Source organism: uncultured Sutterella sp., assembly GCF_937923675.1.
In the GTDB taxonomy this organism is placed as follows: domain Bacteria; phylum Pseudomonadota; class Gammaproteobacteria; order Burkholderiales; family Burkholderiaceae_F; genus Sutterella.
The window spans coordinates 1-22,963 of record NZ_CALDXB010000012.1 but is presented as its reverse complement, the minus strand read 5'-3'; the positions used below and the strand labels follow the sequence as shown (position 1 = coordinate 22,963).

The 22,963-nt window shown below is 54.2% G+C and carries 22 protein-coding genes; 11 read left to right on the top strand and 11 right to left on the bottom strand.

Annotation, left to right across the window (positions count from 1 at the left end; all coding sequences use genetic code 11):
* Positions 1 to 131: 131 nt before the first annotated feature.
* Positions 132 to 1,403: a C4-dicarboxylate transporter DcuC gene (gene dcuC, locus Q0106_RS01050; RefSeq protein ID WP_297607732.1), complete on the top strand. Its 1,272-nt coding sequence runs from the start codon at positions 132 to 134 to the stop codon at positions 1,401 to 1,403.
* Positions 1,404 to 1,630: 227 nt separating this feature from the next.
* Positions 1,631 to 2,218 (top strand): flavodoxin, encoded by a 588-nt coding sequence (locus tag Q0106_RS01045; protein ID WP_297607729.1) that lies wholly within the window; start codon positions 1,631 to 1,633, stop codon positions 2,216 to 2,218.
* A 62-nt stretch (positions 2,219 to 2,280) separates the two neighbouring features.
* On the opposite strand, the gene Q0106_RS01040 is transcribed toward Q0106_RS01045, so the two are convergent.
* The 5 genes from Q0106_RS01040 to Q0106_RS01020 all read right to left on the bottom strand — a co-directional run bounded on the left by Q0106_RS01040 (position 2,281) and on the right by Q0106_RS01020 (position 8,074).
* Positions 2,281 to 3,546, bottom strand: coding sequence for an L-serine ammonia-lyase, iron-sulfur-dependent, subunit alpha (locus Q0106_RS01040; RefSeq protein ID WP_297607726.1), 1,266 nt, complete (start codon positions 3,544 to 3,546; stop codon positions 2,281 to 2,283).
* A 152-nt stretch (positions 3,547 to 3,698) separates the two neighbouring features.
* Positions 3,699 to 5,609: a DNA topoisomerase 3 gene (locus Q0106_RS01035; protein WP_297607723.1), complete on the bottom strand. Its 1,911-nt coding sequence runs from the start codon at positions 5,607 to 5,609 to the stop codon at positions 3,699 to 3,701.
* Between the two features lie 111 nt (positions 5,610 to 5,720).
* Complete coding sequence (locus tag Q0106_RS01030; protein ID WP_297607719.1) at positions 5,721 to 7,088, bottom strand: RloB family protein; 1,368 nt, start codon at positions 7,086 to 7,088, stop codon at positions 5,721 to 5,723.
* Between the two features lie 163 nt (positions 7,089 to 7,251).
* On the bottom strand, positions 7,252 to 7,623 hold the full coding sequence (locus tag Q0106_RS01025; RefSeq protein WP_152158627.1) for a DMT family protein: 372 nt from the start codon (positions 7,621 to 7,623) through the stop codon (positions 7,252 to 7,254).
* Positions 7,624 to 7,744: 121 nt separating this feature from the next.
* The gene (locus Q0106_RS01020) at positions 7,745 to 8,074 is read right to left on the bottom strand and encodes a thioredoxin family protein (RefSeq protein WP_297607716.1); all 330 of its coding nucleotides are present in this window, start codon (positions 8,072 to 8,074) and stop codon (positions 7,745 to 7,747) included.
* 70 nt (positions 8,075 to 8,144) lie between these two features.
* Between Q0106_RS01020 and Q0106_RS01015 the strand changes: the two genes are divergently transcribed.
* Together Q0106_RS01015 and Q0106_RS01010 are read left to right on the top strand one after the other, a co-directional pair.
* Positions 8,145 to 10,247 (top strand): ribonucleoside-diphosphate reductase subunit alpha, encoded by a 2,103-nt coding sequence (locus Q0106_RS01015; RefSeq protein WP_297607713.1) that lies wholly within the window; start codon positions 8,145 to 8,147, stop codon positions 10,245 to 10,247.
* A gap of 34 nt (positions 10,248 to 10,281) precedes the next feature.
* A complete protein-coding gene (locus tag Q0106_RS01010) occupies positions 10,282 to 11,271 on the top strand; it encodes a ribonucleotide-diphosphate reductase subunit beta (RefSeq protein WP_139687231.1) in 990 nt (329 codons plus the stop codon).
* A 422-nt stretch (positions 11,272 to 11,693) separates the two neighbouring features.
* On the opposite strand, the gene Q0106_RS01005 is transcribed toward Q0106_RS01010, so the two are convergent.
* Positions 11,694 to 11,993, bottom strand: coding sequence for a hypothetical protein (locus tag Q0106_RS01005; RefSeq protein WP_297607709.1), 300 nt, complete (start codon positions 11,991 to 11,993; stop codon positions 11,694 to 11,696).
* Positions 11,994 to 12,112: 119 nt separating this feature from the next.
* The gene (locus Q0106_RS01000) at positions 12,113 to 12,298 is read right to left on the bottom strand and encodes a hypothetical protein (protein WP_297607706.1); all 186 of its coding nucleotides are present in this window, start codon (positions 12,296 to 12,298) and stop codon (positions 12,113 to 12,115) included.
* 494 nt (positions 12,299 to 12,792) lie between these two features.
* Here Q0106_RS01000 and Q0106_RS00995 point away from each other — a divergent pair, with 494 nt between their 5' ends.
* Positions 12,793 to 13,218, top strand: a complete 426-nt coding sequence (locus tag Q0106_RS00995; protein ID WP_297607703.1) for an H-NS histone family protein — start codon at positions 12,793 to 12,795, stop codon at positions 13,216 to 13,218.
* A 139-nt stretch (positions 13,219 to 13,357) separates the two neighbouring features.
* Positions 13,358 to 14,308, top strand: a complete 951-nt coding sequence (locus tag Q0106_RS00990; protein ID WP_297607700.1) for an Abi family protein — start codon at positions 13,358 to 13,360, stop codon at positions 14,306 to 14,308.
* 383 nt (positions 14,309 to 14,691) lie between these two features.
* Here Q0106_RS00990 and Q0106_RS00985 read toward each other — a convergent pair whose 3' ends face one another.
* Both Q0106_RS00985 and Q0106_RS00980 read right to left on the bottom strand, forming a co-directional pair.
* On the bottom strand, positions 14,692 to 15,195 hold the full coding sequence (locus Q0106_RS00985) for a GNAT family N-acetyltransferase (protein WP_297607697.1): 504 nt from the start codon (positions 15,193 to 15,195) through the stop codon (positions 14,692 to 14,694).
* Positions 15,195 to 15,461, bottom strand: a complete 267-nt coding sequence (locus tag Q0106_RS00980) for a DUF1778 domain-containing protein (RefSeq protein WP_297607694.1) — start codon at positions 15,459 to 15,461, stop codon at positions 15,195 to 15,197. Before Q0106_RS00980 ends, Q0106_RS00985 begins: the two co-directional genes overlap by 1 nt.
* Before the next feature lie 509 nt (positions 15,462 to 15,970).
* Between Q0106_RS00980 and Q0106_RS00975 the strand changes: the two genes are divergently transcribed.
* The 5 genes from Q0106_RS00975 to mazF all read left to right on the top strand — a co-directional run bounded on the left by Q0106_RS00975 (position 15,971) and on the right by mazF (position 19,099).
* A complete protein-coding gene (locus tag Q0106_RS00975; protein WP_297607691.1) occupies positions 15,971 to 16,609 on the top strand; it encodes a helix-turn-helix domain-containing protein in 639 nt (212 codons plus the stop codon).
* Positions 16,610 to 16,655: 46 nt separating this feature from the next.
* Positions 16,656 to 17,456, top strand: a complete 801-nt coding sequence (locus Q0106_RS00970) for a hypothetical protein (protein WP_297607689.1) — start codon at positions 16,656 to 16,658, stop codon at positions 17,454 to 17,456.
* A 67-nt stretch (positions 17,457 to 17,523) separates the two neighbouring features.
* Positions 17,524 to 18,201 (top strand): hypothetical protein, encoded by a 678-nt coding sequence (locus Q0106_RS00965; protein ID WP_297607686.1) that lies wholly within the window; start codon positions 17,524 to 17,526, stop codon positions 18,199 to 18,201.
* Positions 18,202 to 18,512: 311 nt separating this feature from the next.
* Positions 18,513 to 18,758, top strand: coding sequence for an AbrB/MazE/SpoVT family DNA-binding domain-containing protein (locus Q0106_RS00960; protein WP_297607683.1), 246 nt, complete (start codon positions 18,513 to 18,515; stop codon positions 18,756 to 18,758).
* Positions 18,758 to 19,099, top strand: a complete 342-nt coding sequence (mazF, locus tag Q0106_RS00955; RefSeq protein ID WP_297607679.1) for an endoribonuclease MazF — start codon at positions 18,758 to 18,760, stop codon at positions 19,097 to 19,099. Before Q0106_RS00960 ends, mazF begins: the two co-directional genes overlap by 1 nt.
* Positions 19,100 to 19,183: 84 nt before the next feature.
* Here the strand turns inward: mazF and Q0106_RS00950 are convergent, their stop codons facing one another.
* Both Q0106_RS00950 and Q0106_RS00945 read right to left on the bottom strand, forming a co-directional pair.
* Complete coding sequence (locus Q0106_RS00950) at positions 19,184 to 21,778, bottom strand: autotransporter outer membrane beta-barrel domain-containing protein (RefSeq protein ID WP_297607677.1); 2,595 nt, start codon at positions 21,776 to 21,778, stop codon at positions 19,184 to 19,186.
* Between the two features lie 288 nt (positions 21,779 to 22,066).
* On the bottom strand, positions 22,067 to 22,927 hold the full coding sequence (locus tag Q0106_RS00945; protein ID WP_297607674.1) for an alpha/beta hydrolase: 861 nt from the start codon (positions 22,925 to 22,927) through the stop codon (positions 22,067 to 22,069).
* Positions 22,928 to 22,963 lie beyond the last annotated feature (36 nt).

Below are 22,963 nucleotides of genomic sequence, written 5' to 3'. Positions count from 1 at the left end.
GGTACTGTCGGCGAAGTGGAAAAACTGGCTTTCCGAATTTATGGAAGCCCCCTTATATTTCAATAATGTCATCTGAAAATGTTTATTTATTTTCAGATGACGTTTTCTTTTACCACCAGGAGACGAAATTCATGACATGGGAAATGTGGGCGGCGCTCGCCGTAGTCTGCGTAACCGTATACGGGCTTTTGAAACGGTGGGAAACGCGCCTTGTGCTTCTCACCTCGGGCTTCGTCATGTGTCTGCTCTCGCTCAACCCGATTGCAGCCTTCCAGCAGTTCGACAAATCGATGACGAGCGCCTCGCTCATCATCGTGATCTGCTCGGCAATGGGCTTTGCGCGCGTGATGAACATCACGAAGTGCGACCTGCATCTCGTCTCGCTCCTCACGAAGCCTCTCAACAAGCTCGGCATTCTGCTTCTGCCCTGCTGCATGATCGTGACGGGCGTCGTCTCGATCGCGATCTCGTCGCTCGCCGGCATGTGCGCCGCGATCGGCCCCACGATCTGCGCCCTCATGATCCGCGCGGGCTTCCGTCCGGCCATGGCTGCCGCCACGGTGATCGCCTCGACGCTTCCCTCCTTCTGGTCCCCGGGGTCCTCGCACAACGGCTTCGTCGCGAAGCTCGCCGACTGGCCCATCATGGAGTACCTCACCTACACGGGCACCCGCACGCTCCTCATTTCCATCGTCTGCATTGCGCTCATGGTCGGCTGCTGCCTTCTCTTCGGCGACTTCAAGAAGGGCGGTTTTGAGAACGACGGCGTTCATGACGCCGCCAACAAGGTCGACCTCCCCGAACACCCGAACCTCCTCTGGGCTTTCGCGCCGCTCCTTCCTGTGGTGCTCCTCTTCGTCGTCGCCGTCTGCTTCCCGCAGGTGAAGATTTCGGTTGCGACCGCCATGCTGATCGGCGTGATCTACACGCTCCTCGTCACGCGCTTCAATCCCGCCGACATCACCCGCAAGTTCTTTGACGGCATGGGTCACGGCTACGGCAATATTCTCGGCCTCATCATTGCGGCGGGCGTCTTCGCGGCGGGCCTGCGCTCCTGCGGCGTGATCGACGTCTTCGTCGAGGCGCTCAAAGGCTCTTCCGACCTCGCGAAGCTCGGCGCTGCCGTCGGCCCCTACGTTCTCGGCGTGATGACGGGTTCGGGCGACGCTGCCGCCTTCGCCTTCAATGAAGCCGTGACGCCGCATGCCGCCGCCTTCGGCCTCACGATCCCCGACCTCGGCTACCTCGCGAGCGTCGCCGCAACGTTCGGCCGCGTTTCCTCGCCCCTCGCCGCCGGCGTGATCGTTATTTCCGGCATTGCCGGCGTCTCGCCGATCGAAGTGATCAAGCGTTCCGCGCCGGTGCAGATCTGCACGCTCACGTTCCTCTTCCTGATCAGCTGACGAAGATTGCTTTCAGCAATGTCCGGACGCAGTGAAGCCTGAGCCCGGATGTCGAGAGCGACAGGTTTCGCTTCAGAAGGCCCGGATTCCTCGATGGGATTCCGGGCCTTCTCTATTAAATCAAGACTGCTCGAAAAGTGTTTTTCTTTGAGAGAAAGAGGCAGATGAGAGAGAGCACGCGCTTCTAGACTTTTCCTCAAGTTCAAAACATTCTTGAGGAGAAGAACATGACGAATCGCACTTTGCAGCGCAGAACATGCCTCAGAGCATTTGCCGGACTTCTCGCCGCTGTGGCCGGCTGCCGAGCCGCCCATGCAGCAGACCCGAAGAAGATGATCGTTCTCTATATCTCCTGGTCGGGGAGCACGCAGAAGGTTGCGGAGGAAATCCAGCGGTTTACGGGCTGCGACATCGCGCGGATCGAAACGGTGACGCCCTACCCGCGGGACTACCAGGCAACCGTGAAGATCGCCGTCCCCGAACGTGAAAGCAAGGCGCGCCCGCCCATCCGGCCTCTCCCCGATCTCGCCGCCTACGACGTGATCGCGATCGGCCACCCCATCTGGGGCGGTCAGATGCCTATGGCGCTCTATACCTTCCTTGAAGATACGGATCTCTCGGGGAAGACGATCTTCCACTTCTCCACGAGCGGCGGCAGCGGCCTCGGCAACAGCCAGCAGGAAATCGCGAGGCTCGAACCCAATGCAAGGCTACTCCCCGGCCATACGGTCTACGGCTGGGGAGGCGTGAGAGATTTGTCCGTCGTCCGCGGATGGCTCGAGGCCGACGGGATTGCGGTCAAAAGCGGAGCTTGACTTTTATCCGGGAGTCTTCAATTCTTTATGAGAGCGCCTGAGGCGGCATTGCACGAGCCGCCTCAGGATTCGTGAAGCATCACGCGGATGATTTCACGGTCCGTGTCGACCATTCCCTGGCTCGCAATGCGTCCGACCGCGGCCGCCGTATCGTCGGTCGTTTCCTGCACGATGCCGTCGCCCGCGCGGAAGGCTTTCTTATGCTTCACCATATCGAGCGCAAGGAGCGCGCCCTCGACCGACATGGAGATCTTGGCGGCGCACGAAGACTTCGCCCCGTCGCAGAGAAGTCCCGACGTGATCGCAAGCGCATTGCTGATGACGGCTTCAATATCCTTGTCTGAAAGGTGCTCGAGCATCGCGATGCCGGCGCCGCTTCCGCACCCTGCGCTCACCGCGCCGCAGTAGGCGGAAAGCTTGCCGATCCCCTGCTTCAAGGCAATCGTGACGAGGTCGGAGAGAAGGAGCGCGCGGATGACTTCCTCATCCGTCGAATGAAGCGCCTCGCCGAAGATCGCCACCGGAACGCTCGCCGTAATCCCCTGATTGCCGCTCCCCGACACAATAACGACGGGGAGTTCGCAGCCGTTCATGCGGGCGTCGGATGCCGCTGCCGCCCAGGCGCGCGCCTTCACGGCAGGATCATCGGCGTCTCTTGCAAGGAGAATCTGACCGATCGTGGCGCCCCAGCTGCCCTTCAGCCCTTCTCGGGCGATTGCGAGGTTGCATTCGAGCTGTCGGCGAAGGAGCGCTTCCGTTTCTGTGCCCATAAGAGGCATTTCGCGCGCGATGCGGATAAGCTCCGCAATCGACCAGTTCTCTTCGGGGGCGTCCTCCTCGCAGGCGTCGCCTTCGGAAAAAATGCGGCGGCCGTCCTCTTCAATGCAGGTGATGTTCGTGTGATAGGTGCGGATCGTGACCGACGTGGTTTTGCCTCTCAGCTTTCCCGTCACGCGTATGAAGAACACGTCGGGCTCCGTCGACTGACGGATCGTCATGGGTTCATGAACGCGCTCGCCGATCTCCCGGCGCTCTGCGTCCGAAACAGAAGCGAGCACCTGAAGCTTCGCCTCCGGACGACGCGAAACGAATCCGGCCGCCACCGCGGCTTCAATGCCGTAGAGGCCGCCCGTGTTCGGAACGATGACGCTCTTTACGTTCTTCACAATGTTGCGGGAGACTTCAACGTCGATCGACTCCGGGTAGCCGCCGAGGCGCTTTCCGGCTTCAGCGGCGGCATAAGCGAGCGCAATGGGTTCGGTGCAGCCCATTGCGGGAAGAAGTTCCTTGAGTAGCGCTTCGCGGTAGGGAGTGAATGAATCCGTCATGGTCGCAGGGGTCGGGAAAGATATAGGCAAAACAACTTAGCCAATCGGATCAGGAAACGCAACAGAGAAGAATCCATTACGCGTAAACAGGGATCTGCGGGGACGATGCCGGCACCGCAGGAACTATCCGTCGTTGGAAAGCGAAATAGTCGTCACTTGACATTTGTTGACGCACGGGAACCGAGTTCGCACCTGACGAATGCCTTCACCTCATTCTCAAAAGCCTCAAGCGTCATGCGCCCGGCCTCGACTTCCTTCAACTTCTCCTCAAACTGCGCGGTGAGAACTGCGCTCCTCATCCTCGGACTCACCTTGAGAAGGAGCGCTCTGCCTTTCTCAGAACAATGGAGCTTCTTTCCTTCCGTCACGAGAAACTCCCGGCGCTTCAATTCCGAAATGATCGCGGCGCGCGTGGCAGGCGTTCCGATCCCGTCGGCTTCCCTGAGGCGCGCGCGGATTCTCGGGTCGTCGTAAGCCCGGTGAATGCTCTCCATCGCCGCGATGAGCGTGCCTTCGGTGTAATAAAGCGGCGGCTTCGTCTTCGCCTCAACGCCCTTCACTTCGCGGACCTCCACCTTGTCGCCAGCCCTGAGTTTCGGGAGCTCCTGCTCGTCGTCGGCGCCGCCCTCTTCCTTCCGGGCCTTCTCCTTTTCCCGCCGTTCGGCCTCAATCTGCTTTCTGTAAAGCACCTTCCAGCCTTCTCTCTTCGGGATGTTCCCAGAGGCTTCGAACATTTCCCCGCCGATCCGAAGAAGAATCTTCGTCGACTCATATTCATAAGCCGGGAAGAACTGCGCGAGATAGCGCTTGGCGATGAGCCCGTAGAGCTTCTGTTCGTCGGCGGAGAGCCTCGACCAGTCGGTGGCAAGCCCCGTCGGAATGATGCCGTGATGCGCCGTCACCTTGCCGTCGTTCCAGACGGGCGACTTGATGGCGGGATCGGCCTTCCCGCAGATGCCTTCGGCTCCGGGGATCGTCTTCGCAATCGCGGCAATGACCTTCGGCGCATCCGCATGCTGACTCACGGGAAGAAACTGGCAGTCCGTGCGCGGGTATGAAATGCACTTATGCTTTTCGTAAAGCGACTGGCAGATGCTCAGGGTCTTTTCCGCCGTGAAGCCGAAGGCTTTGGAACCCGCCTGCTGGATGTCCGCGAGCGAAAAGCATCTGGGCTGCGCCTGTCGCTTCAGTTTCGTTTCGGCAGAAATCACCTCGCCTTCACGGCAGCTCTGAAGCTGCCCGACGAGCTTTTTCCCGAATTCGAGGTCAGTGAGGCGCCCTTCCTCGTCGAGACCCGTCTGATTCGCCCCGGGCTTCCATTTCGCCTGGAAAGCCTTCCCGCCGCCGAAGCATGAGGCCAGGATATTGAGGTACGGCACGGGCTTGAAGTTCCTCACGGCGTAGTCGCGCTGGGCAACGAGCGTCAGGGTCGGCGTCTGCACGCGCCCGACGACGATCAGATTCCTCGCACCCTTCGCTTCCTCGCGCAGCGTATAAAAGCGCGAGAGATTCATGCCGAGAAGCCAGTCCGCGCGGCTTCTGCCGCGCGCAGCATCGCGCATGCCGACGAAATTGCGGTTGGGCTTGAGCTGAGAAAGCGCCTTCCGGATCGATTCCGGATCAATCGCCGACGCCCAGAAGCGGTCAACGGGCTTGCGGCACCTGAAGTGCTCAAGCACCTCGTCCACAAGAAGCTGCCCCTCGCGGTCCGGGTCGCCCGCGTTGACGACGCGCCGCCTTGTTGACTTGAGAAGCTTCCCGATGGCGGCAAGCTGAGCTTTCGCGCCGCCGTCGGTTTTTCTCACCATCTGCCACGCTTCCGGGAAGATCGGTAGATCCTCCATGCGCCAGGGCTTTCTGCCGCTTTTGAGCGTCGGGACGCTCTCTGGCAGATAAGCGTCGGGCTCGGCCTGCTCGAGGAGATGTCCGAAGCACCAGGTGACGACCGTCCCGCTCCGGCAGATGATGAAGGACTTCTCCCTTCTTTCAATGCCGATTCCTTCGGCGATCGCGCGCGCGAGGCTCGGCTTTTCGGCGATGTAGAGCGTGTCGATGTCGGTCAAGGGAGCGGTCCTCTTAAAAGAATTTGGCGGGAGGAAAGATACACCAGCACGCACTCAATGAGCGTGCTGCTGTTCGATAAAGGGGAATGTTCTCCTCTAATGAAATTGGATTCAGACAATCTCTTCTTCATTTTCCGGTTTTCGAGAACGCTCTCCGATGAATCGATTGAGCCACGCAAGACAATATTCGGTGCTTCCGCGCACTTTGAGTCTGGTCTGATTTTTAAATTTGCGGTCGGAATTCTTCGCAAATGATTTTGCAACGCAGTTTATTTCACCAAGTCGTGTACAAAATTCAAGATATGAAGCATCTGTACTTTCCTTTCCGAGCATAATATTAATGCGCTCCTGCTGTTCCGGTTCCAATGGCGGAATCGCATTTTCCATTTGAGGAACAATCAGAATTGCTTCCTTGATATGCCGCAGAAAGTTCAAAAGATCTTCATTGAGAATCTTCGCAGTATTCAAATCCAGCGTCTTTCTGAAATCACTGATCCGGGGCGAGAGAATCTCACAGGTCATTGCGAATTCTTTTCGATTGAAGCCTTTCTGAAAACTCTGCGGAGGATTTGCGGCTCCCCCTGACGAATTAGTGGATGCCCCTTTCCCGAGTCTGGCGAAAGCCTCGCTGCGCGTGAGGCCGCTCAGCGCGAACAGACGGTCGAGAAGCGCCGGAAGGTCGGATCCCAAGCCGTTCTGCGGAGACGGAAGTGCCTTCATGCGCTCATAGGCTCGTTCAGTCTGGGCGCCGAAAAGACTGAGATAGCCCTCAGTATTTTTCTTGTATCCCGGAAAAAGACGACTTGCGAGAACAAATGCGTCGTCGGGCGATGCGCCAAGCTCAATAGTTCGGACATGCACGATACGCTTTCTATTGGTTCCGCATAATTCGACTTTCGTTTCTTCGCTGACAATGTGCTCTTCCGTCAACGGAATTTTTCCGTCGTACTTCGGATGATGCATTGCTACCCAATATTCAAAACATGGATTTGTGAAAGCCAGATGAATTGATTTGAAATGCGACTTAATTTCAAATGCTGAATGGAATCCATGATGTCCATCTCGGTCGAACACCATCCAGTACTCCCCGAAAGACTCTTTTCCAATAGCCTTTTCCCACAGCAGATTCTTTGCGATGGCCTCTATGTGAGCGCCAGGGTCGCCGCCATTCACCGCGAAGATCTGAATCCTCGAAGTGAGTCCCAAAGCATTCGCGATTTCTCGTAGGTATCTGGATTCCGTCTGTCCTTCGCAGTAAATGGCGATTTTCGATCTTTCCCTGCGGATTCGGTCTCGGAGCATCGTAAGGCGTTTCTGGAGCTCCGCCTCATCGGCATCAGTGCATTCGAGCCGCTCGATGGTGAACTCAGGCTCCTCGCCTTCACGAGCGAGCACTGCAAGCGCAATGCTGCGCCTGCCCTTTGCCGTCTTTTCATAGAAGAGCCAGCTCCTGCCGTCTTTCTGCTTTGCGTAGTTCATGGTGTCTGGTGCTGATGGTTGGTGACGCCACCATCATGCAGAACCCATCCGTCTACACGTGTCGCAAGGAAGCAAGGGAACGGATAATTTTACTTTTTTATAGAAATTTCTAAGAGTTTAATGCGTCCTCCCTACCACGCCACAGGAGAGAAAGATAGATGCATCATTTCTGAAAGGCAAACCACACCGCCAGAACAAGACAGATGAAGGCCGCAATATGGTTCCAGGCGAGCTTCGTACCGAAAGCCGCCATCGAGAAGAGGATGAAGATCGTGAGCGTAATCACTTCCTGAATGACCTTGAGTTCAAGAAGCGAGAACGGACCGCCGTTGCCCTCAAAGCCGAGGCGGTTGGCCGGCACCTGGAAGGAATATTCAAAGAGCGCAATGCTCCACGAGAAGAGGACGACCGCCCAGACGGGCCAGAGCGTGATGAGTTTCATGTTCTGAAGCTTCAGGTGGAGGTACCAGGCAAGCGTCATGAAGACGTTCGAGACGATGAGAAGACCGATGGTGGTGAGGCCTTTGGAAAGCATGGCAGCGACGACGGGAAAAATCATGAGAAAGGCGCCCGCCTCTTTGCGAGGGGACGCCTTGGAATTGGGAAGCATAAAGCTTTTCTGCGAAGCATTCTTCCCGCGAGGAAGCCGGATTCTATTAATCCTTCAGACCTTCCTCAATAAAGGCCTTGAGCTCGCCCGGGGTCTTCACTTCGACGAGGCGGTTTTCCTGGGGCTTGCCGCCCTTGAAGATGATCATCGTCGGAATGTGCTTCACGTCGTAGGTTTCGCGGATGCCGGGGCATTCATCCACATTGGCGCCCGCGAAAACCATGCGGTCGGAATACTGCTTCGCAAGCGCCATGAGGAAGGGCTGCGCGCGGCGGCAGTCGATGCACCAGGGGGCGCCGATCGTGAGCAGAACGGGCTTCTCGGACTTGAGAAGATCGGGGATGGTATCAAGGTTGACCATGACGAAATCAGACATTTTTACTCCTTGGGCTGGACGGGCTCCGTGCGCCGATCGGGGATGAGACGGCATCGCAGGCGCCAATCATATGTTCCTCAACTCTACCCGAACGCACGGAAAATCTCTTCCGACTTTCGGGCGAGATCTGTTTCGATCTGCCGAGGCTGCCAGTCGACGACACATTTCATTACATCCTCGAACTGACGGTTTTTTGGGGGAATCAATCTTTCGGGTGATCCCCAATTGGTACGCGCACGGCACCCGGTTCGGTATCATCCGTAAACTCCAGAATTCAATCGGAAGGACCGCAACTACTGGTAGTTATCGCAATTCATTTGCGCTAGATATTGTGGCCTGCATTCTTCCACGCGACTCCCTGACGGGGGTTTCGCTCGCTTTTTCGAATAAAAACAAGATGTCAGTAAAGATTGATCCGAGCCGGGACGCGCTCTTTGATGAACTCGGCCGCATGCGCCTGCGTGAAAGCTACATGCGTCCCGAGGAAAAAAGCCCTCAGGAACGCTTCACCTTCGTGGCGGAGCATTTCGCGAGCAACCCGGAGCACGCGCAGAGAATTTACGACTATGCGAGCCGCCACTGGCTCTCCTTCTCCACGCCGATTCTCTCCTTCGGCCGCGGAAAGCGCGGGCTCCCGATCTCGTGCTTCCTCACCTACATGGAAGACAGCGCCGAAGGGCTCGTCGACACGCTCTCCGAAGTGAACTGGCTCTCGATGCTCGGGGGCGGCGTCGGCATCCACGTGCGCATCAGAAGCGCCGATGAAAAGTCTGTGGGCGTTCTCCCGCACCTCAAGGTCTACGACGCTGCGTGCCTCGCCTACCGCCAGGGCTCCACGCGCCGCGGCTCCTATGCGGCCTTCCTCGACGTGAGCCACCCCGACATCATTCAGTTCATCGAGATGCGCAAGCCCACGGGCGACCAGAACATGAAGGCCCTGAACCTCCATCACGGCGTCAATATTCCCGACGCCTTCATGGAGAAGATTGAGGCTTCGATGCGCGACGCGAATGCGGACGACACGTGGGAGCTTCGTCACCCGACTACGGGCGAGGTCGTCGACCGCGTGTCCGCACGCGAAATCTGGCAGCGCATTCTGGAAATGCGCATGCATACGGGCGAGCCCTACCTCGTCTTTACGGACACCGCCAACCGCGCGCTCCCCTCGTGGCTGAAGGACAAGGGGCTCCGCATTCACGGCTCCAACCTCTGCACGGAAATCTTCCTTCCGACCTCGCGCGACCGCACCGCCGTCTGCTGCCTCTCGTCCCTCAATCTCGAATACTTCGACGAGTGGAAGGACGACCCGCAGTTCATCACGGATGCGATGGAGTTCCTCGACAACGTTCTTCAGTACTTCATCGATCACGCGCCCGATCAGATCGCGCGCGCGAAGTATTCCGCCATGCGCGAGCGCTCCGTGGGCCTCGGCGCCATGGGCTTTCACGCCTATCTCCAGAAGCACGGGATCCCCTTTGAATCCGCGCTCGCCAAGTCGATCAACATGCGGATCTTCCGCCTCATCCGCGAAGGCTGCAAAAAAGCGGACGAAATCCTCTGCAAGGAACGCGGCGCCTGTCCGGATGCGGCGGACTCTGGGGTCGAACGCCGATTCTCGCACTGGATGTCGGTGGCGCCCAATGCCTCGTCCTCCCTCATCATGGGCGGAACGTCGCCTTCGATCGAACCCTATCGCGCGAACATCTATCGTCAGGACACGATCTCGGGCGCCTACATCATGAAGAACCGGTTCCTCAAGCAGAAGCTCGCGGAACTCGGTCTCGACAACGACGACGTCTGGGCGGACATCATTGCGCACGACGGCTCCATCCAGCACCGCGAGGACATTCCTCAGGAAGTGAGGGACGTCTTCAAGACCGCCATTGAAATCGATCAGCGCTGGATCATCGACCTCGCGGCCGACCGTCAGCAGTTCATCGATCAGGGTCAGAGCGTGAATCTCTTCTTCCCGCCAGACGTTTCGATTGCCTATCTCCACGCCTGTCACTTCCTCGCCTGGAAGAAGGGCCTGAAGTCCCTCTACTACAACCGCTCGGACAAGCTCCGCAAAGCCGACCGCGTCGGCGTCAAGGCCGAGCGCCGCCGCATTGAGGACGAAGTCGACATGCGCGCCGTTGCCAACAATTCCGAATGCCTCGCCTGCGAAGGCTGAGAAGCCGCCAAACTTTTGTGGAAGCCGAATTCAAATGACCGAAGAACAGAAAAGCGCCGGCGGCCTTCTCGAAGGCCGCAACTACTACAAGCCCTTCCAGTACCCGTGGGCCTATGAAGCCTTCATGCAGTCCGAGCAGATGCACTGGCTCTGGACGGAAGTCCCGATGATCGAGGACGTGAAGGACTATCAGCAGAAGCTCACCGAAAGCGAAAAGGACTTTCTCACGAAGATCCTGCGCTTCTTCACGCAGGGCGACATCGACGTTTCGGGCGCCTACGTCAATACGTATCTGCCGAAATTCCGCCAGCCTGAAGTCCGCATGATGCTCTCGAGCTTTGCGGCCCGCGAAGCCGTGCACATCGCCGCCTATTCGCATCTCATTGAAACGCTCGGACTCCCGGAATCGATCTACAACGAGTTCCTCCAGTATGAAGCCATGGCCGACAAGCACGACTTCTTCAATGAAGTTGAGAAGGACGACCAGGACCTGGCCGCCCAGATTGCCGCCTTTTCGGCTTTTACCGAAGGCATGCAGCTCTTCTCGAGCTTCGTGATGCTTCTCAACTTCACGAGAAACGGCACCATGAAGGGCATGGGTCAGATCATCGCCTGGTCGATCGCGGACGAGACGCTGCATACCGAATCGATGACGAAGATCTTCCGCGAATACATCAAGGAGAATCCTGAGCTCTGGACCGACCGGCTTAAGGCCAAGATCTACAGCATCGCGGAAACGATGGTCGATCTCGAAGACAAATTCATCGACCTCGCATTCGGCGTCTCCGAAATGAAGCGCCTCACGCGCGAGGACGTCCGCAGCTACATCCGCTACATCGCCGACCGCCGTCTCATGGGGCTCGGCATGAAGGGAATCTTCCACTCAGAGAAGAATCCGCTCCCCTGGGTGGACGCCATGCTGGGCGTGTCACACACCAACTTTTTCGAAAACCGTGTGGTCGACTATGCCAAGGGTGCTCTTACGGGCGACTGGGGAGATGTCTGGGGGAAGGCATCAGATTGATTATTATGAATTTAAGACTGTAGAAAATACTTTTTTGCAGTCTTAATATTCGTTCTGTAAACAGCCATAATGCGCCAAAAAAACCTCTTTGGCCACCACTCTGGCCACCAGGACTTGTTCAAATTTATTGATCACTTCGAGTTCATTTCACGTTTCGATGAACGTTGCGCGGACGCAAATCACACCCAATCCGTACGCGTAAAACCGGGCATCAATAACAACTATGTTGTTACAGCATCGACCATTCCAACACTAGGTTTCGCTTCGAAGCTGAAGCAGAGACGCTGTTAGTAAAAAATAAGGTGCAGGAATAAAAAAAGGCGCCCACCCTCTTCCCAAACGGAAATTAGGTGTGCGCCATTTTTTTAATTCAAGCTTCTTCGACAAAGGAATGAAACCGAAAGCAGCAGTTTGAACGACGATCAGAAACCTTCATTTGAGTAGGCTTCCTGCATAGCAGGATCGTCGTCATCAGCAAACTGAGGCTCATCGAGACTTCTCTGAATAAATTTTTCAGGGAAGAAGTTGTGCGCCCAGTTGCTGATGAGCAGTACGGCCACATCTCCGAGAATGTTCTCGACGATGACGTCCGTATCGTCGCCGTTCATGCGGCCGTGGATAATGTCTCGGCCGATGGCAGTCCTCAAGTCGATGACGCTCTCCATGAGACGCTTCATGTCGTCGAGCGTGACTGCGGCCGTTGAAGATTTGATTGCATGCATGGCAAGCCTCCGTAACCAGTGCTGGAGACTACATGCACCCGAATGGGGGAACAGCGTCCCCGCAGGGTAATTTGATTCTCCGGCTCAAACGAAATGGTTGAGCGATTCGGAAAGAATACTCAATGTCCGACTTCACTTTCTATGCAGGAAGTGCCATCAAAGCGGCTGGAATCTTCATCCTCCGTTACGGCTCTTCCCATGGCAGCTTCCATCAGGAACTGAATGTTTCGGTAGCCTTTCAGCGACCCACTATTTAATGTATGGAATCCCTTGATTTTTCCGCTCTGGGAATTCGCAGACGCCATTTCCTGACAAAGCATATGCAGCTCGAGGAGGCATCTTAAGATCATCTCCGATGACCGTGCCCGCTGAGGAAGCGCAGAGCTTTCTCAGAGCGCTTCTTTTGCTTTCCCGACATTACGATGAATTCATCCATACCGTCAATTCCGTATGAGTAGCTGGCGTCATTTCGAAAAAGGAACGATCGGATCTCATCCGGCATTGGGAGTGGTGGCTCAATACGGTCGCCAGATATTAGCCTTGACGGAGGATGATATTGAAATGCCGGTTTCTGAAAAGGAAATTGAAGAATGAGGCTGAATGTTCGCAGAGTACTATGCCTGGAATATCAAGTCCGAATTTTCACATCGACATGGCTTCCCATGCTGTGGAATAGAGCAGATGCAGCATCAGAAATATCTGCACTTCCAATCACTCAAATAAACTTTAAATCAGCGTGGCATAATTGAGCTTCTATTTTGGAATCTCAGCTATTCATCCCCCTTCATCTGCAGCCTGGATGTGCCGCATCGAAATGAAGATTTCAGTTGGGGAACCAGAAGCGGGATTCTTTTCACGCAATCCAGGGGTCATAGATATGGATACCAATGCTTTTGATTTCAATTCCGTCGCCGGCAGACTCAGCGAAGTCGAAGAAAAGCAGAAGGCGCTCGATGCCGAGCGGGCAGCTCTCCGCGCCGACGTTCTCGCGCAGTGCCGCAAGTACGCTGAAATGTTCAAGTTCACAGCCAAGGAACTTGGCATAGCCTGCGAAGCCGCAGCCCCTCAGCCCAAACGTGTTCGCTCCGCCGCTCCTGTGAAGCCCAAGTACAAAAACCCGGACGGTGAGGAAACCTGGTCCGGCCGAGGCGCCAGGAAGCCGGAATGGTTTCAGAAGGCAATTGATGCCGGATTCTCGCCCCAGGATATGTTAATCGAACAGTAGTAATCATAATTCGATGGCATTTCAGCCCTTGACCCCATCAAGGGCTTATTTTTCTGCTGCCACGCGCGGAATATATACGTTATCGATGTTTGTATAATATTTGTCAATCATTTAGCGGGAATCGACTATCTAAAAGAATATGAATTCAGCAGTACCCTACTCTAAGCCTTGGCTGTCCTACGCTGATCAGATTAGTCTTTTGCAGAGCCGTGGATTGATAATTACAGACCACGCTTTGGCAATAGAGCACCTCGAAAGAATCGGCTACTATAGACTCAGTGGTTACCTTTATCCCTTTCGAACAACTGTTAAAACGCAAACCAACAAAATAGAAGTTAGAGATCAATTCAAATTGGGAACTGGCTTTGGTGATATAGCAGCGCTGTACGTCTTTGATAAATCCTTGAGGCTTCTCTTAATGGACGCATTGGAACGTATAGAGGTTGCTTTACGAGCTAAATTCGCTTATCTTTTAGGCAAGTACGACCCTTTAGGTTATTTAGATCCTGCATTTTATGATTCTGGGAATGCTTCCTTTTCGTTTCCAGATTTTTCGCAAAATTTATATCGATTAATTACAAAATCGAAATCTGAATGTATTGTTGTTAATGTGGCCCATTATGGAACTGACTTACCTATCTGGATCGCTTGTCAGGCGTGGGATTTTGGAACAGTTAAGTGGCTCTATAAAGGCCTGAAATCGCAATTTAAAAAGGAAATATCGAGAGAATTTAACGTCAGCAGGCCGTCTACATTTGAATCATGGCTTCTTTCTCTTAATTACTTAAGAAACATCTGCGCGCATCATGGCCGTCTTTGGAACTTAAATATGATTTGTAATCCTAGTTTCAAAGGAACCAGTTTGGACTTGAAGCATGCAGGAATTAATCAAAATCGATGCTTTGCATTGATTTGCGTGATTTCTTACTTACTTGGAATAATTTGTCCGAGATCTCAATGGAAAAGTAGATTAAATAAATTGATTAAAGACTTCCCTGATTTATCTCATATCCAAGTGGCCCCATACGAGAATCAAGCAAGCTTAACTATCCAGGCAGCGGGCTTTCCGAAAGATTGGGGTGGTTTCTAATAATTCCTTTTTCCAAAAAAGAAAGCCCCCGGCTGTAGGCAACTAATGTCACCAAACCGGGGGTCATGCTTCTGTTATTAGAGCAAAGTTTAATCTAACTGTCAATAATTCATTAACAATTTGATGTAAATATTTATATAAAACAATAATATACGTATTGTTGTGCGTTTAATACATCTTTTCGTCATGCAGATCTTGCTCTTCGGATCTGCAGCGTCCTCCCGGGATATCTAAATAAACGGACTGCACGCAGCCATTCGCAGGTTCCGTGCATCGGGCCGCACTAACGTCCCATGGTTACTGAAGTAACGCTGCTGTGCAGAACTTTGCAAGTCAAGACTGTCACCCGGCGGATGGCCTTCAGATCGAGAGAGGCGCTAGCACTATTTCGATGAAACGAAGGGACCCAGTGCAAAGAGGTGCATTGGGTTGCCTTCGCACGCATAAGCAAAGCCATTTTGCAGATAAAAGCGCTCAGCTTCCTCGGAAATTGGATGAACAACTACAGCCGCAACACCGATGGATTTTGCAATTTCAATAGAGGCTCTGATGGCAGCCAAAAGCATTGATTTCCCAAGACCGCGGCCTGCGTATTTTTTATCTACAGCGAGCCGGCCGAGCAGAATCGTCGGGACCGGGTTCGGCATATTCCTTCGGTATTTGGCTTTTAAATCGCCATGCTCGACCGAATGAGCGGCAAGGCAGAAATACCCGGCGAGTTCGCCCGACTCAGTGGATACAACATATGTGCGGCTGCCTCCCGTCTTATCGTTGTGAAGCGCCTTTTGAGCAAGCCACCGATTGAGAGGTTCGGAACCGCAGTCAAATCCGGGCAATCTGGCCTCATCTGCCTGCTGCAGCGGCCGGGGCGGCAGAAAGCTGGCCATCAATCCTCCCAGACAGGCTTGAATTCAAGAAGGCGTTTCCGCGCAGCACTGACCGCAGGATCTGCTTCGGGATTCATGACTTTATCCATGAAGGCATCAAAATCCTCGGCAGACAATCGGGTTGCGCCGCTTTCCTCCCGAAGCTCGAGGTTCAGGTTTCGAATCGCTTCCACCACCAGCGATGTCTTGGTTCGTCCGGTTGACTCGGCTAAAGAGTTAAGAACTGAGTTGTCGAAGTCGCTAAGTCGCAGGTTCAAAGTCGGCACAATGATCCCCGTAATGAAAATTGCTTTACAACATTTAGTCTATCAGCAAACGACAGTCGCTAAAGCCTGATGTCTGTATTCCGTGGGAGCTCACGAAGGTCTCATCATTGAAGGTTCTTCCCTGCGGTTAGGTAAGCCTCTCTGAGTTCTGAAATCTTTTCACCATTACTCCGTTCTCCTCCTGAAACTTCGAATCTCATTGAACGCAGCTTGAGATCCCATAGATGCTGCTCGCATGGAGTCCGGATCCAGCCAGAAGCACTGGGTGTCCACGGCATGCATCAAAAGATCATCTGCTTCAGGTCTGCACTTCTTCTCAAGAGTATTGGGCGGTATTTCTTCATCAGAAAAGGAACCGCTTTTTCCGCCTGTCGCGTAAAAATTACGCATTCTAATTTTTAAAATGGACATTTAGTCCATACAACTGTAATAATTACGCGCACCACGGACAAATCGGCCATCATTAACGCCTCGATGCCTTTCACAGGGGCTCGAGGAGGAGATGAGAAATGCGATTGTCCGCCCTTAAATCGTTAACGACCGAAGAGTGCCGCCGCAGGCTTGCGGCAGGACAGATCACCCGGTTCCAGTCAATGTTTCGAGACTATCTCAACGGCGAAATCAGCTGGCCGCAATACTGCGGTCCGGATGTAGCGTCCTTGCGCGAACGGCTCAACCTTACTCAGGAAGCCCTTGCTGCACTTCTCAAGGTTTCGCCCAAGACGGTATTCCGCTGGGAAGCCGAAAAAGAAACGATCCAGCCCAACTACTGCATTGCGCTCTGCATGCTCGACAAGCTCGGCGAAGGCGTATTCACGCTGATGGATGAGCACCAGCAGCACTTTACGCTCGAGGCCGCGCCCGAGAGACGGGACAACCTCACCGGGGATCTCGCTGATTCCGTCCGCTACAACCTTGAAGCCAACCGCAGGGACGCCGGGTTCCCGGAACCCTTCGACGGCAAGGCCGTGGCGGATCTTCGCCGTCGGCTCGGCCTCACCCGCAGGGGGCTCGCGGAAGAACTTTCGGTGTCGCCCTCAACTGTCGACAAGTGGGAGCAAGGCGACGTGGCGCTCCGCGGTCCGGCACTGACGATTCTCAAAATTCTGTGGCATCAGGGACTCAAGGCGCTTCCGCCCAGAAGTTAATTCCCATCCTCAACTCCTCCTCCAACCCTTTCGTGATTTTCACCCGATGAACGCACGCTACGCCCTCATCCCGATTCTCGGCGCATCCGCGCTTCTCCTTTCCGGATGCTTCTCAACGCTTCAGCCGGCTGTCGCTCCGCAGTCAAGCACGACCGATCCGATTGCCGAAGCGCAGTACATCCAATACAACACCAGCACGCGCGCCAACGCCCTCATTAATTTCGGCGGCCTCGACAAGGACTACGCCGTTGAGGAAACTGCGTCGCACCGCACGTTCGATCATGTGTGGCTCGCCAATCCCGTCATTTTTCAGGATCACCTGACGCTGGACGCCGCTCAGCTTGAAGCCCGCTTCTCTGAAATCTGCACCAATCTGCAGGGAGCGGTGAGTCAAGAAGGCTGGTGCGTTGACGCTGCAACGCGCAACTACCCCCTCTTCTGGGCGAAGACCAATCAGTTCTCGCGCGACGTTCAGGGAATCGCGAATAAGTATTCCGGCATCTATGTTCTGGCGCCCGCTACGGGCAAGGACCATAAGGACCCGCTCTGGCTTCAATTTGCCAAAGGTCAGGGCTTCCTCGGACGCGACGAACGCCGCGCGCAGGCAAAGGAGATGCTGAAGGACGGCAAAGGCGTCATGGTCTGCCGCACCGTCACGCACGGCATGAAGCCCCTGTGGCGCGGACAGGACAAAGGCTACATCGAGGAGACGGCGAACAAGCGCGTCAAAATCCGAATTTTCGAGTCAGTGAAGGACCGAACGGCCTACGGCGGCGCGAAGGCTCGCAAGGACGTGAACAACGAAACCATCTGGGATCGTCCGGACAACTGGTACATTTGCGAGTGATCTCCCGGGCTCTCCCTTAAGCGGGGAGCCCGTTTTTCACAAACCCTACTGGATCTCCATTTTTTACATGAAGAAAACCCTCCTCTGCTCTCTTCTCGCCGCTTCTCTCCTCGTCTCCGGCTGCGTTTCCTATCGTGCAGGCAAAAACGGATTCGACGCTTCAACCGTCGACCCGTACGTCACGCTCAACAAAACGACGCTCAAGGACGTTCGAGCTCTTCTCGGCACACCTACTCTGACCGCCCGTGATGCGGAAGGCAATCTCATCGTGGGCTACGGCCTGGTCGGACACAACCTCGGGGCCGGCATTGCGCGCAATCTTACGAAGAGCATCGCGACGATCGGTCTCGGATCGAAGAGCCGTGAGTATGTCGTCAAGAACGTGCTCTTCAAGCTCAACAACGACAACGTCGTCATCGACTACAAGAAGAACGGCGCAAGCTACGTCACCCGCTGGCGCTTCAAGACCTGGAACGAATGCGAACGCACCCTGACCGACGAGGAAGTCAATTCTCCCGTCACCTACGACATCGATCAGGTCTGTGAGGTGTACGCCGAGGAAGTCGCGGCCAAGACCGGCGTTCCGGTTGATGAGGTGGATACCGGGAAGGAATTCCCCTTCTGCTACATCTCGTGCCAGACCGAGCGCGGCGCCAGGGCTATGTTCGGCGAGCTTGCGAACGTCGACATCAGCGTCTCGAAGGAAGACGGCGACAACTCTCAGAGCAAGCTCATCTTCAAGTAATGGAATAAGACACTACTTTTAGTCTGCACCGCCGCGATTGCACGAGTCTTTCTCGGCGGCTGCTTGACGACATTATTTCAAGCAGGCTCAGTGCTCGACTGGCTGCCGCACTCTGGAGGTTTGGAATTCCTCTTCTGCTTCATCGACCCATAAATTCGAACGTTCCGGGGAAATCCCGGATCCAGCCGCAGCGGTAGTCGAAGAAGAAATGCTTCGTCCGGTGTGGCAACCCCTCGAAATGTATCTACATTGGATATCCGATGCACGGAACTATGCTACGATGATGATGGCCGTCTAAAGGAGATCTTTCAATGCAAACGTCGCTTAAACAATGGGGAAACAGTATTGCTGTTCGTATCCCTCAGGCATTGCTTGAACAAGGTAATTTTCAAAAAGATGATATGTTCGATATCAAGATCCGCAATAATGAGATCGTTTTGAAACGCATTTCCTCCAGTCGTCAAAAAAAATTAGAATCCATGCTGTCTAAAATTACGCCTCAAAACATTCATAAACGCATGGATTTTGGAGCACCGGTTGGTAAGGAATTGCTGTAATGTCCAACCATTATGTTCCAGAGTGCGGAGATATTGTTTGGCTTGATTTTAATCCAGTTCTGGGCCATGAACAGGGTGGACGCCGCCCTGCTTTGGTCTTATCTCCCTCTTCCTATAACGGAAAAACCGGCCTGATGATTTGCTGTCCAATGACAACAAGGAAGAAAGGATATCCTTTTGAGGTTGTTTTATCAGAAAACCCAGATTCCGTTGTCCTTTCTGATCAAATAACAACCGTCGATTGGACGCAACGTCATTGCGATTTTAAGGGCCGCATTACGACAAATCAATTGGCTGATGTCCGAGATAATATATCCCTTCTCATATCACTTCCAAGCTAATTGTTTTTACGAAAATAATATAACCTGGATTAATACAGGGAGAAGCAGCATAAAAAAATGCTGCCGCTCCCTCATTAATCACAGTTAGAACCGGAAGACGGTTTTCGCTGAGAACATGCCGCTTCTGGTGCTGTCGGAGAATTCGAGACCGGCGCCGAGACCGATATCCCAGAACTTTCCTGCCTCAAACGACAAGCCAAGCTCAGCAAATCCATACGTCTTCTCACGCTCAAGCTCAGCCGCGTCTCCGTGAACGCCGTAAGAAACCTCCATCTTCGAGTCGTCGCGCTTAAGGAGATGCGTCATCCCAAGGAGAGCATAGGGTCTGAACGCAACTCCCTCGCTTTCCCCAAGATACTGCCATTTCACCTGTGCCGTAGCCTCTACATCGCTGAGTGTTGTGCTTCTGTAGCTTATGCGCCCGAAATTGGCACCGAAATCCGTATGGAAGTCATCAAGCTTCGAGCGAACCCAGAAAACGCCAAGGGACGGCTCAATAACATGGCGAGGCAGGAATTCGATCGAAGCGCCACCGCGCAGACCGGCGGTGTACTGTGAAGAACGGAAATCCGCTTCGCTCTTAAGGAGCCCGTGCATCATCATGAGATCAGCGTCGCCTGAGGACCTGCCAGATGCAAACAAAGCCTCACCCCATGGTTTGAATACATCGGATTCAACGGGGAAGTTCATGCGTCCGGCGAGCCCGAGGAGCCAGCCGTCAGCATCAGTGCGGTCAATGTTCTTCCGTTCGTCAGTCCTTGTGCGGTCCCACATGCCGAATAGCATAAGAGAAGCATTTTCGGAATTCCAAGATGCCCCTGCGAAGATCCCCGTTGATACGGAGTCTGCTCTGGTATTCGCCATCGTCCTGTTTCCGACCGCGAAATAGGGTTCGGCAAAGAAGGCAAACGGCTTCCCGGCGCTGCCGGCTCCTGATGCCGCCTGTCGATCGGTCATTCGATACATCCGATGACGGCGTTCTGCGTCGCTCGCCAGAAGGTCGGATGCGAGCGTTCTGCCCTGCGCCTTGTCGGCGTTCATTCTGACTTCTGCAGTCTGATCAGCTAATGTTGAACCGGTTGAATAGACCGAGAAAAGATCATCTATGCCCTGTATGGCCTTGAATCCGGGCTTGCCGGTTAGATCCGGATTGATCTCTGCAGTGCCATTCCCGTCGTAGAAGACAAAGAGATCTCTGATGTTGATGGGATCCTTGAACCCAACATCTGGAAGAACATATAGAGTAGCATTCTCCCAGCTAACAGTCCCGGCACTTTCACCGACTGAATCCTGAACCGCTATTGGTCTCTCAGAGAGAGCGGTACCCCCCTCCCCGGCACGTACTGTTATTGCAGAAATATCAATCTGCCCGTTATTAGATGTGCGCGCAAAGACAGCATGATTACGGTCGCCACCGCTCGTTTTAATGAAGCCGTAGTTGGCCACTTCAACGCGAATTTGAGGAGCATGAGCTTCCGCAAACATGCCGTAAACCTCTACGGGACTGGAATCGTCAGTAAATTGCAATTCAGCGGCTTCACCGTTCTTAGTAAGGGACTTTTCAACCGAGGCCTTGGCAGTGATCATTCCTGTATTGACAAGGTGAATGGTATGAATCAGAGGTTCCGGATACTGAATCGGCGTTGAGATTACTGAGGCGGATTGTGCGTCATAGTTTTCATAAGACATGAAGCCGCCCCGCATTCCGACCACTTGAAATGAAGCTATGAAATGTTCAGAGGTCGTCGGATCTGTCGGACCTAACGCCTTAATTTCAGCATAGTGGCCGTTGCTCTCATATCTCCCGAGCGGGGCATCAATCACCGGATCAAGCGTCGTCAGCTCGTCTTGGATTTTGATCGCACCCGTGACGTTCAGAGTACCCGAATTGAAGACAAGAACCGGATCCGCTGCAGGAGCGCCAATCATGCCGATCGAACTAACGTAATAGAACCCGTAGTTGCGGGCATAGGGCGCAAGATAGTAGCGCAGACTGTAATCTTCACGCTCGAGAACAGTGCCTTCTGCAGGCAAAGCGAGCGTACTGGCAAACTTAATCTGCGACTCGGCCGACATATCGGCTTCTGCAACTGCTGAAACGTTAAGTGTTCCTCCGTTTAAAGTCAGCCCGCTTCCGGAACTGGAAAGGCCAATCGCAAACGCCGAAATATCAGTGCGCAGTCCTTGATTGAAAAATACGCCGACATCAAGCGTTCCGGATAGCTCCGTCGGCTTATTATCGCCGCGAACCGGTGCATTCACCCAAGTAGTTTCATACCCGCGAGTTACATCTGCGATGCTTATATCAAGACGATTGGAGTTTCTCAGAGTAGCTAATGAATAAGCTTCCACAGTTAAAGTGCTGGTATTGACTCCGGCAAAGCCCTCTGCAGAATCAGTGACAACAAGAGTTTGATGATTATTGCCAACGACTCCTGTTTCACCAACCCAATCGGTAAAGTCACGAAAATCTTCAAGATTCCAATAGAGATCGCTGATGTAATCTTCAGGAAATTCTGGATTAGAGAGCGTTAAAGAACCCGTTTCATAAGCAGAGACGGAGAAGGCAGCAGCGGACAAAACTGCCGCTACAAGAAGCGTTTTTTTAAAACCACCATAGGCAGACTTCGCACGGCTAAAGCGTGCCGGTGGTGGGTTTACAGGCTTAATTGATTGCATTATTTGCTCCTTAGGGGGAGAACCCGATCAGGGATCGGTCAAATTCACTATAACTCGATTCGGCATTACTTATTTTCGCCTCATTGCTCTCTGTTTTTGGTTGTCTTTTAGCAGCTGATCTAGAAAAGAGATCTGCACTACTTGTTTCATGTCGAGAGGCCTGAACGTCCCCTTCAAGCACTTTTGCTCATGTGCTTCCATCGACAAAGAAAAAGCCCCGGGCGGTTCAATCGCACCCCGGGGCTTCTGGGATTCCTGAAGAACTAGCGGCCAAGCTCCGCTCATTCATCAGAGATTCTTCTTCATGAAGTCCTCAATCTTGTCAAACGGAATCACGTTCGTCTTGTCGTAGAGATCAGTGTGGTTTGCGCCCGGGATGATGAGGAGCTCCTTGTTGTCGCCCTTCAGCTGCTTGAAGGTGTCTTCGCTGAAGTAGCGCGAATGCGCCTTCTCGCCGTGAATGAGGAGAACCGCACTGCGGATTTCGCCCGCGTACGTGAGGAGCGGCATCGTCATAAAGGAAAGGGACGAAGTCATGTTCCAGGCGCCGTTGGAGTTGATGGAGCGCGCATGGAAGCCTCTCGGCGTCTTGTAGTACTCCCAGTAGTCCTTCACGAACTGAGGTTCGTCGCCCTTGAGCTCCTCCGGAAGGCCGGGTGCCGGCGCATAGGTGCCGGACGCATAGTCTTTCGTGCGCTGAGCGTTCAGCTTCTCGCGGAGCGCGTAGCGGGCATCCGCATCCATGGCGTCGAAGTAGCCGCGGGCGTTGACGCGGCTCATGTCGTACATGGTCGATGCAACCGTCGCCTTGATGCGCGTATCCATCGAGGCCGCATTCACAGCCATGCCGCCGAAGCCGCAGATGCCGATAAGACCGATATGGTCAGGGTTGACTTCGGGCGAGGTCGAGAGGTAGTCCACTGCGGCGCTGAAGTCTTCCGTATTGATGTCGGGCGACGCCACATTCCTCGGCTCTCCGCCGCTTTCGCCCGTATAGGACGGGTCAAACGCAATCGTGAGGAACCCGCGCTCCGCCATGGTTTGCGCATAGAGCCCCGAAGCCTGCTCCTTCACCGCGCCGAAAGGTCCGCTCACGGCAATCGCGGGGAGCTTGCCTTTGGCATCCCTAGGCTTATAGGGGACTTCCATAAAATAAATGCCTGTAAATTCTGAAAATTTCAGAGT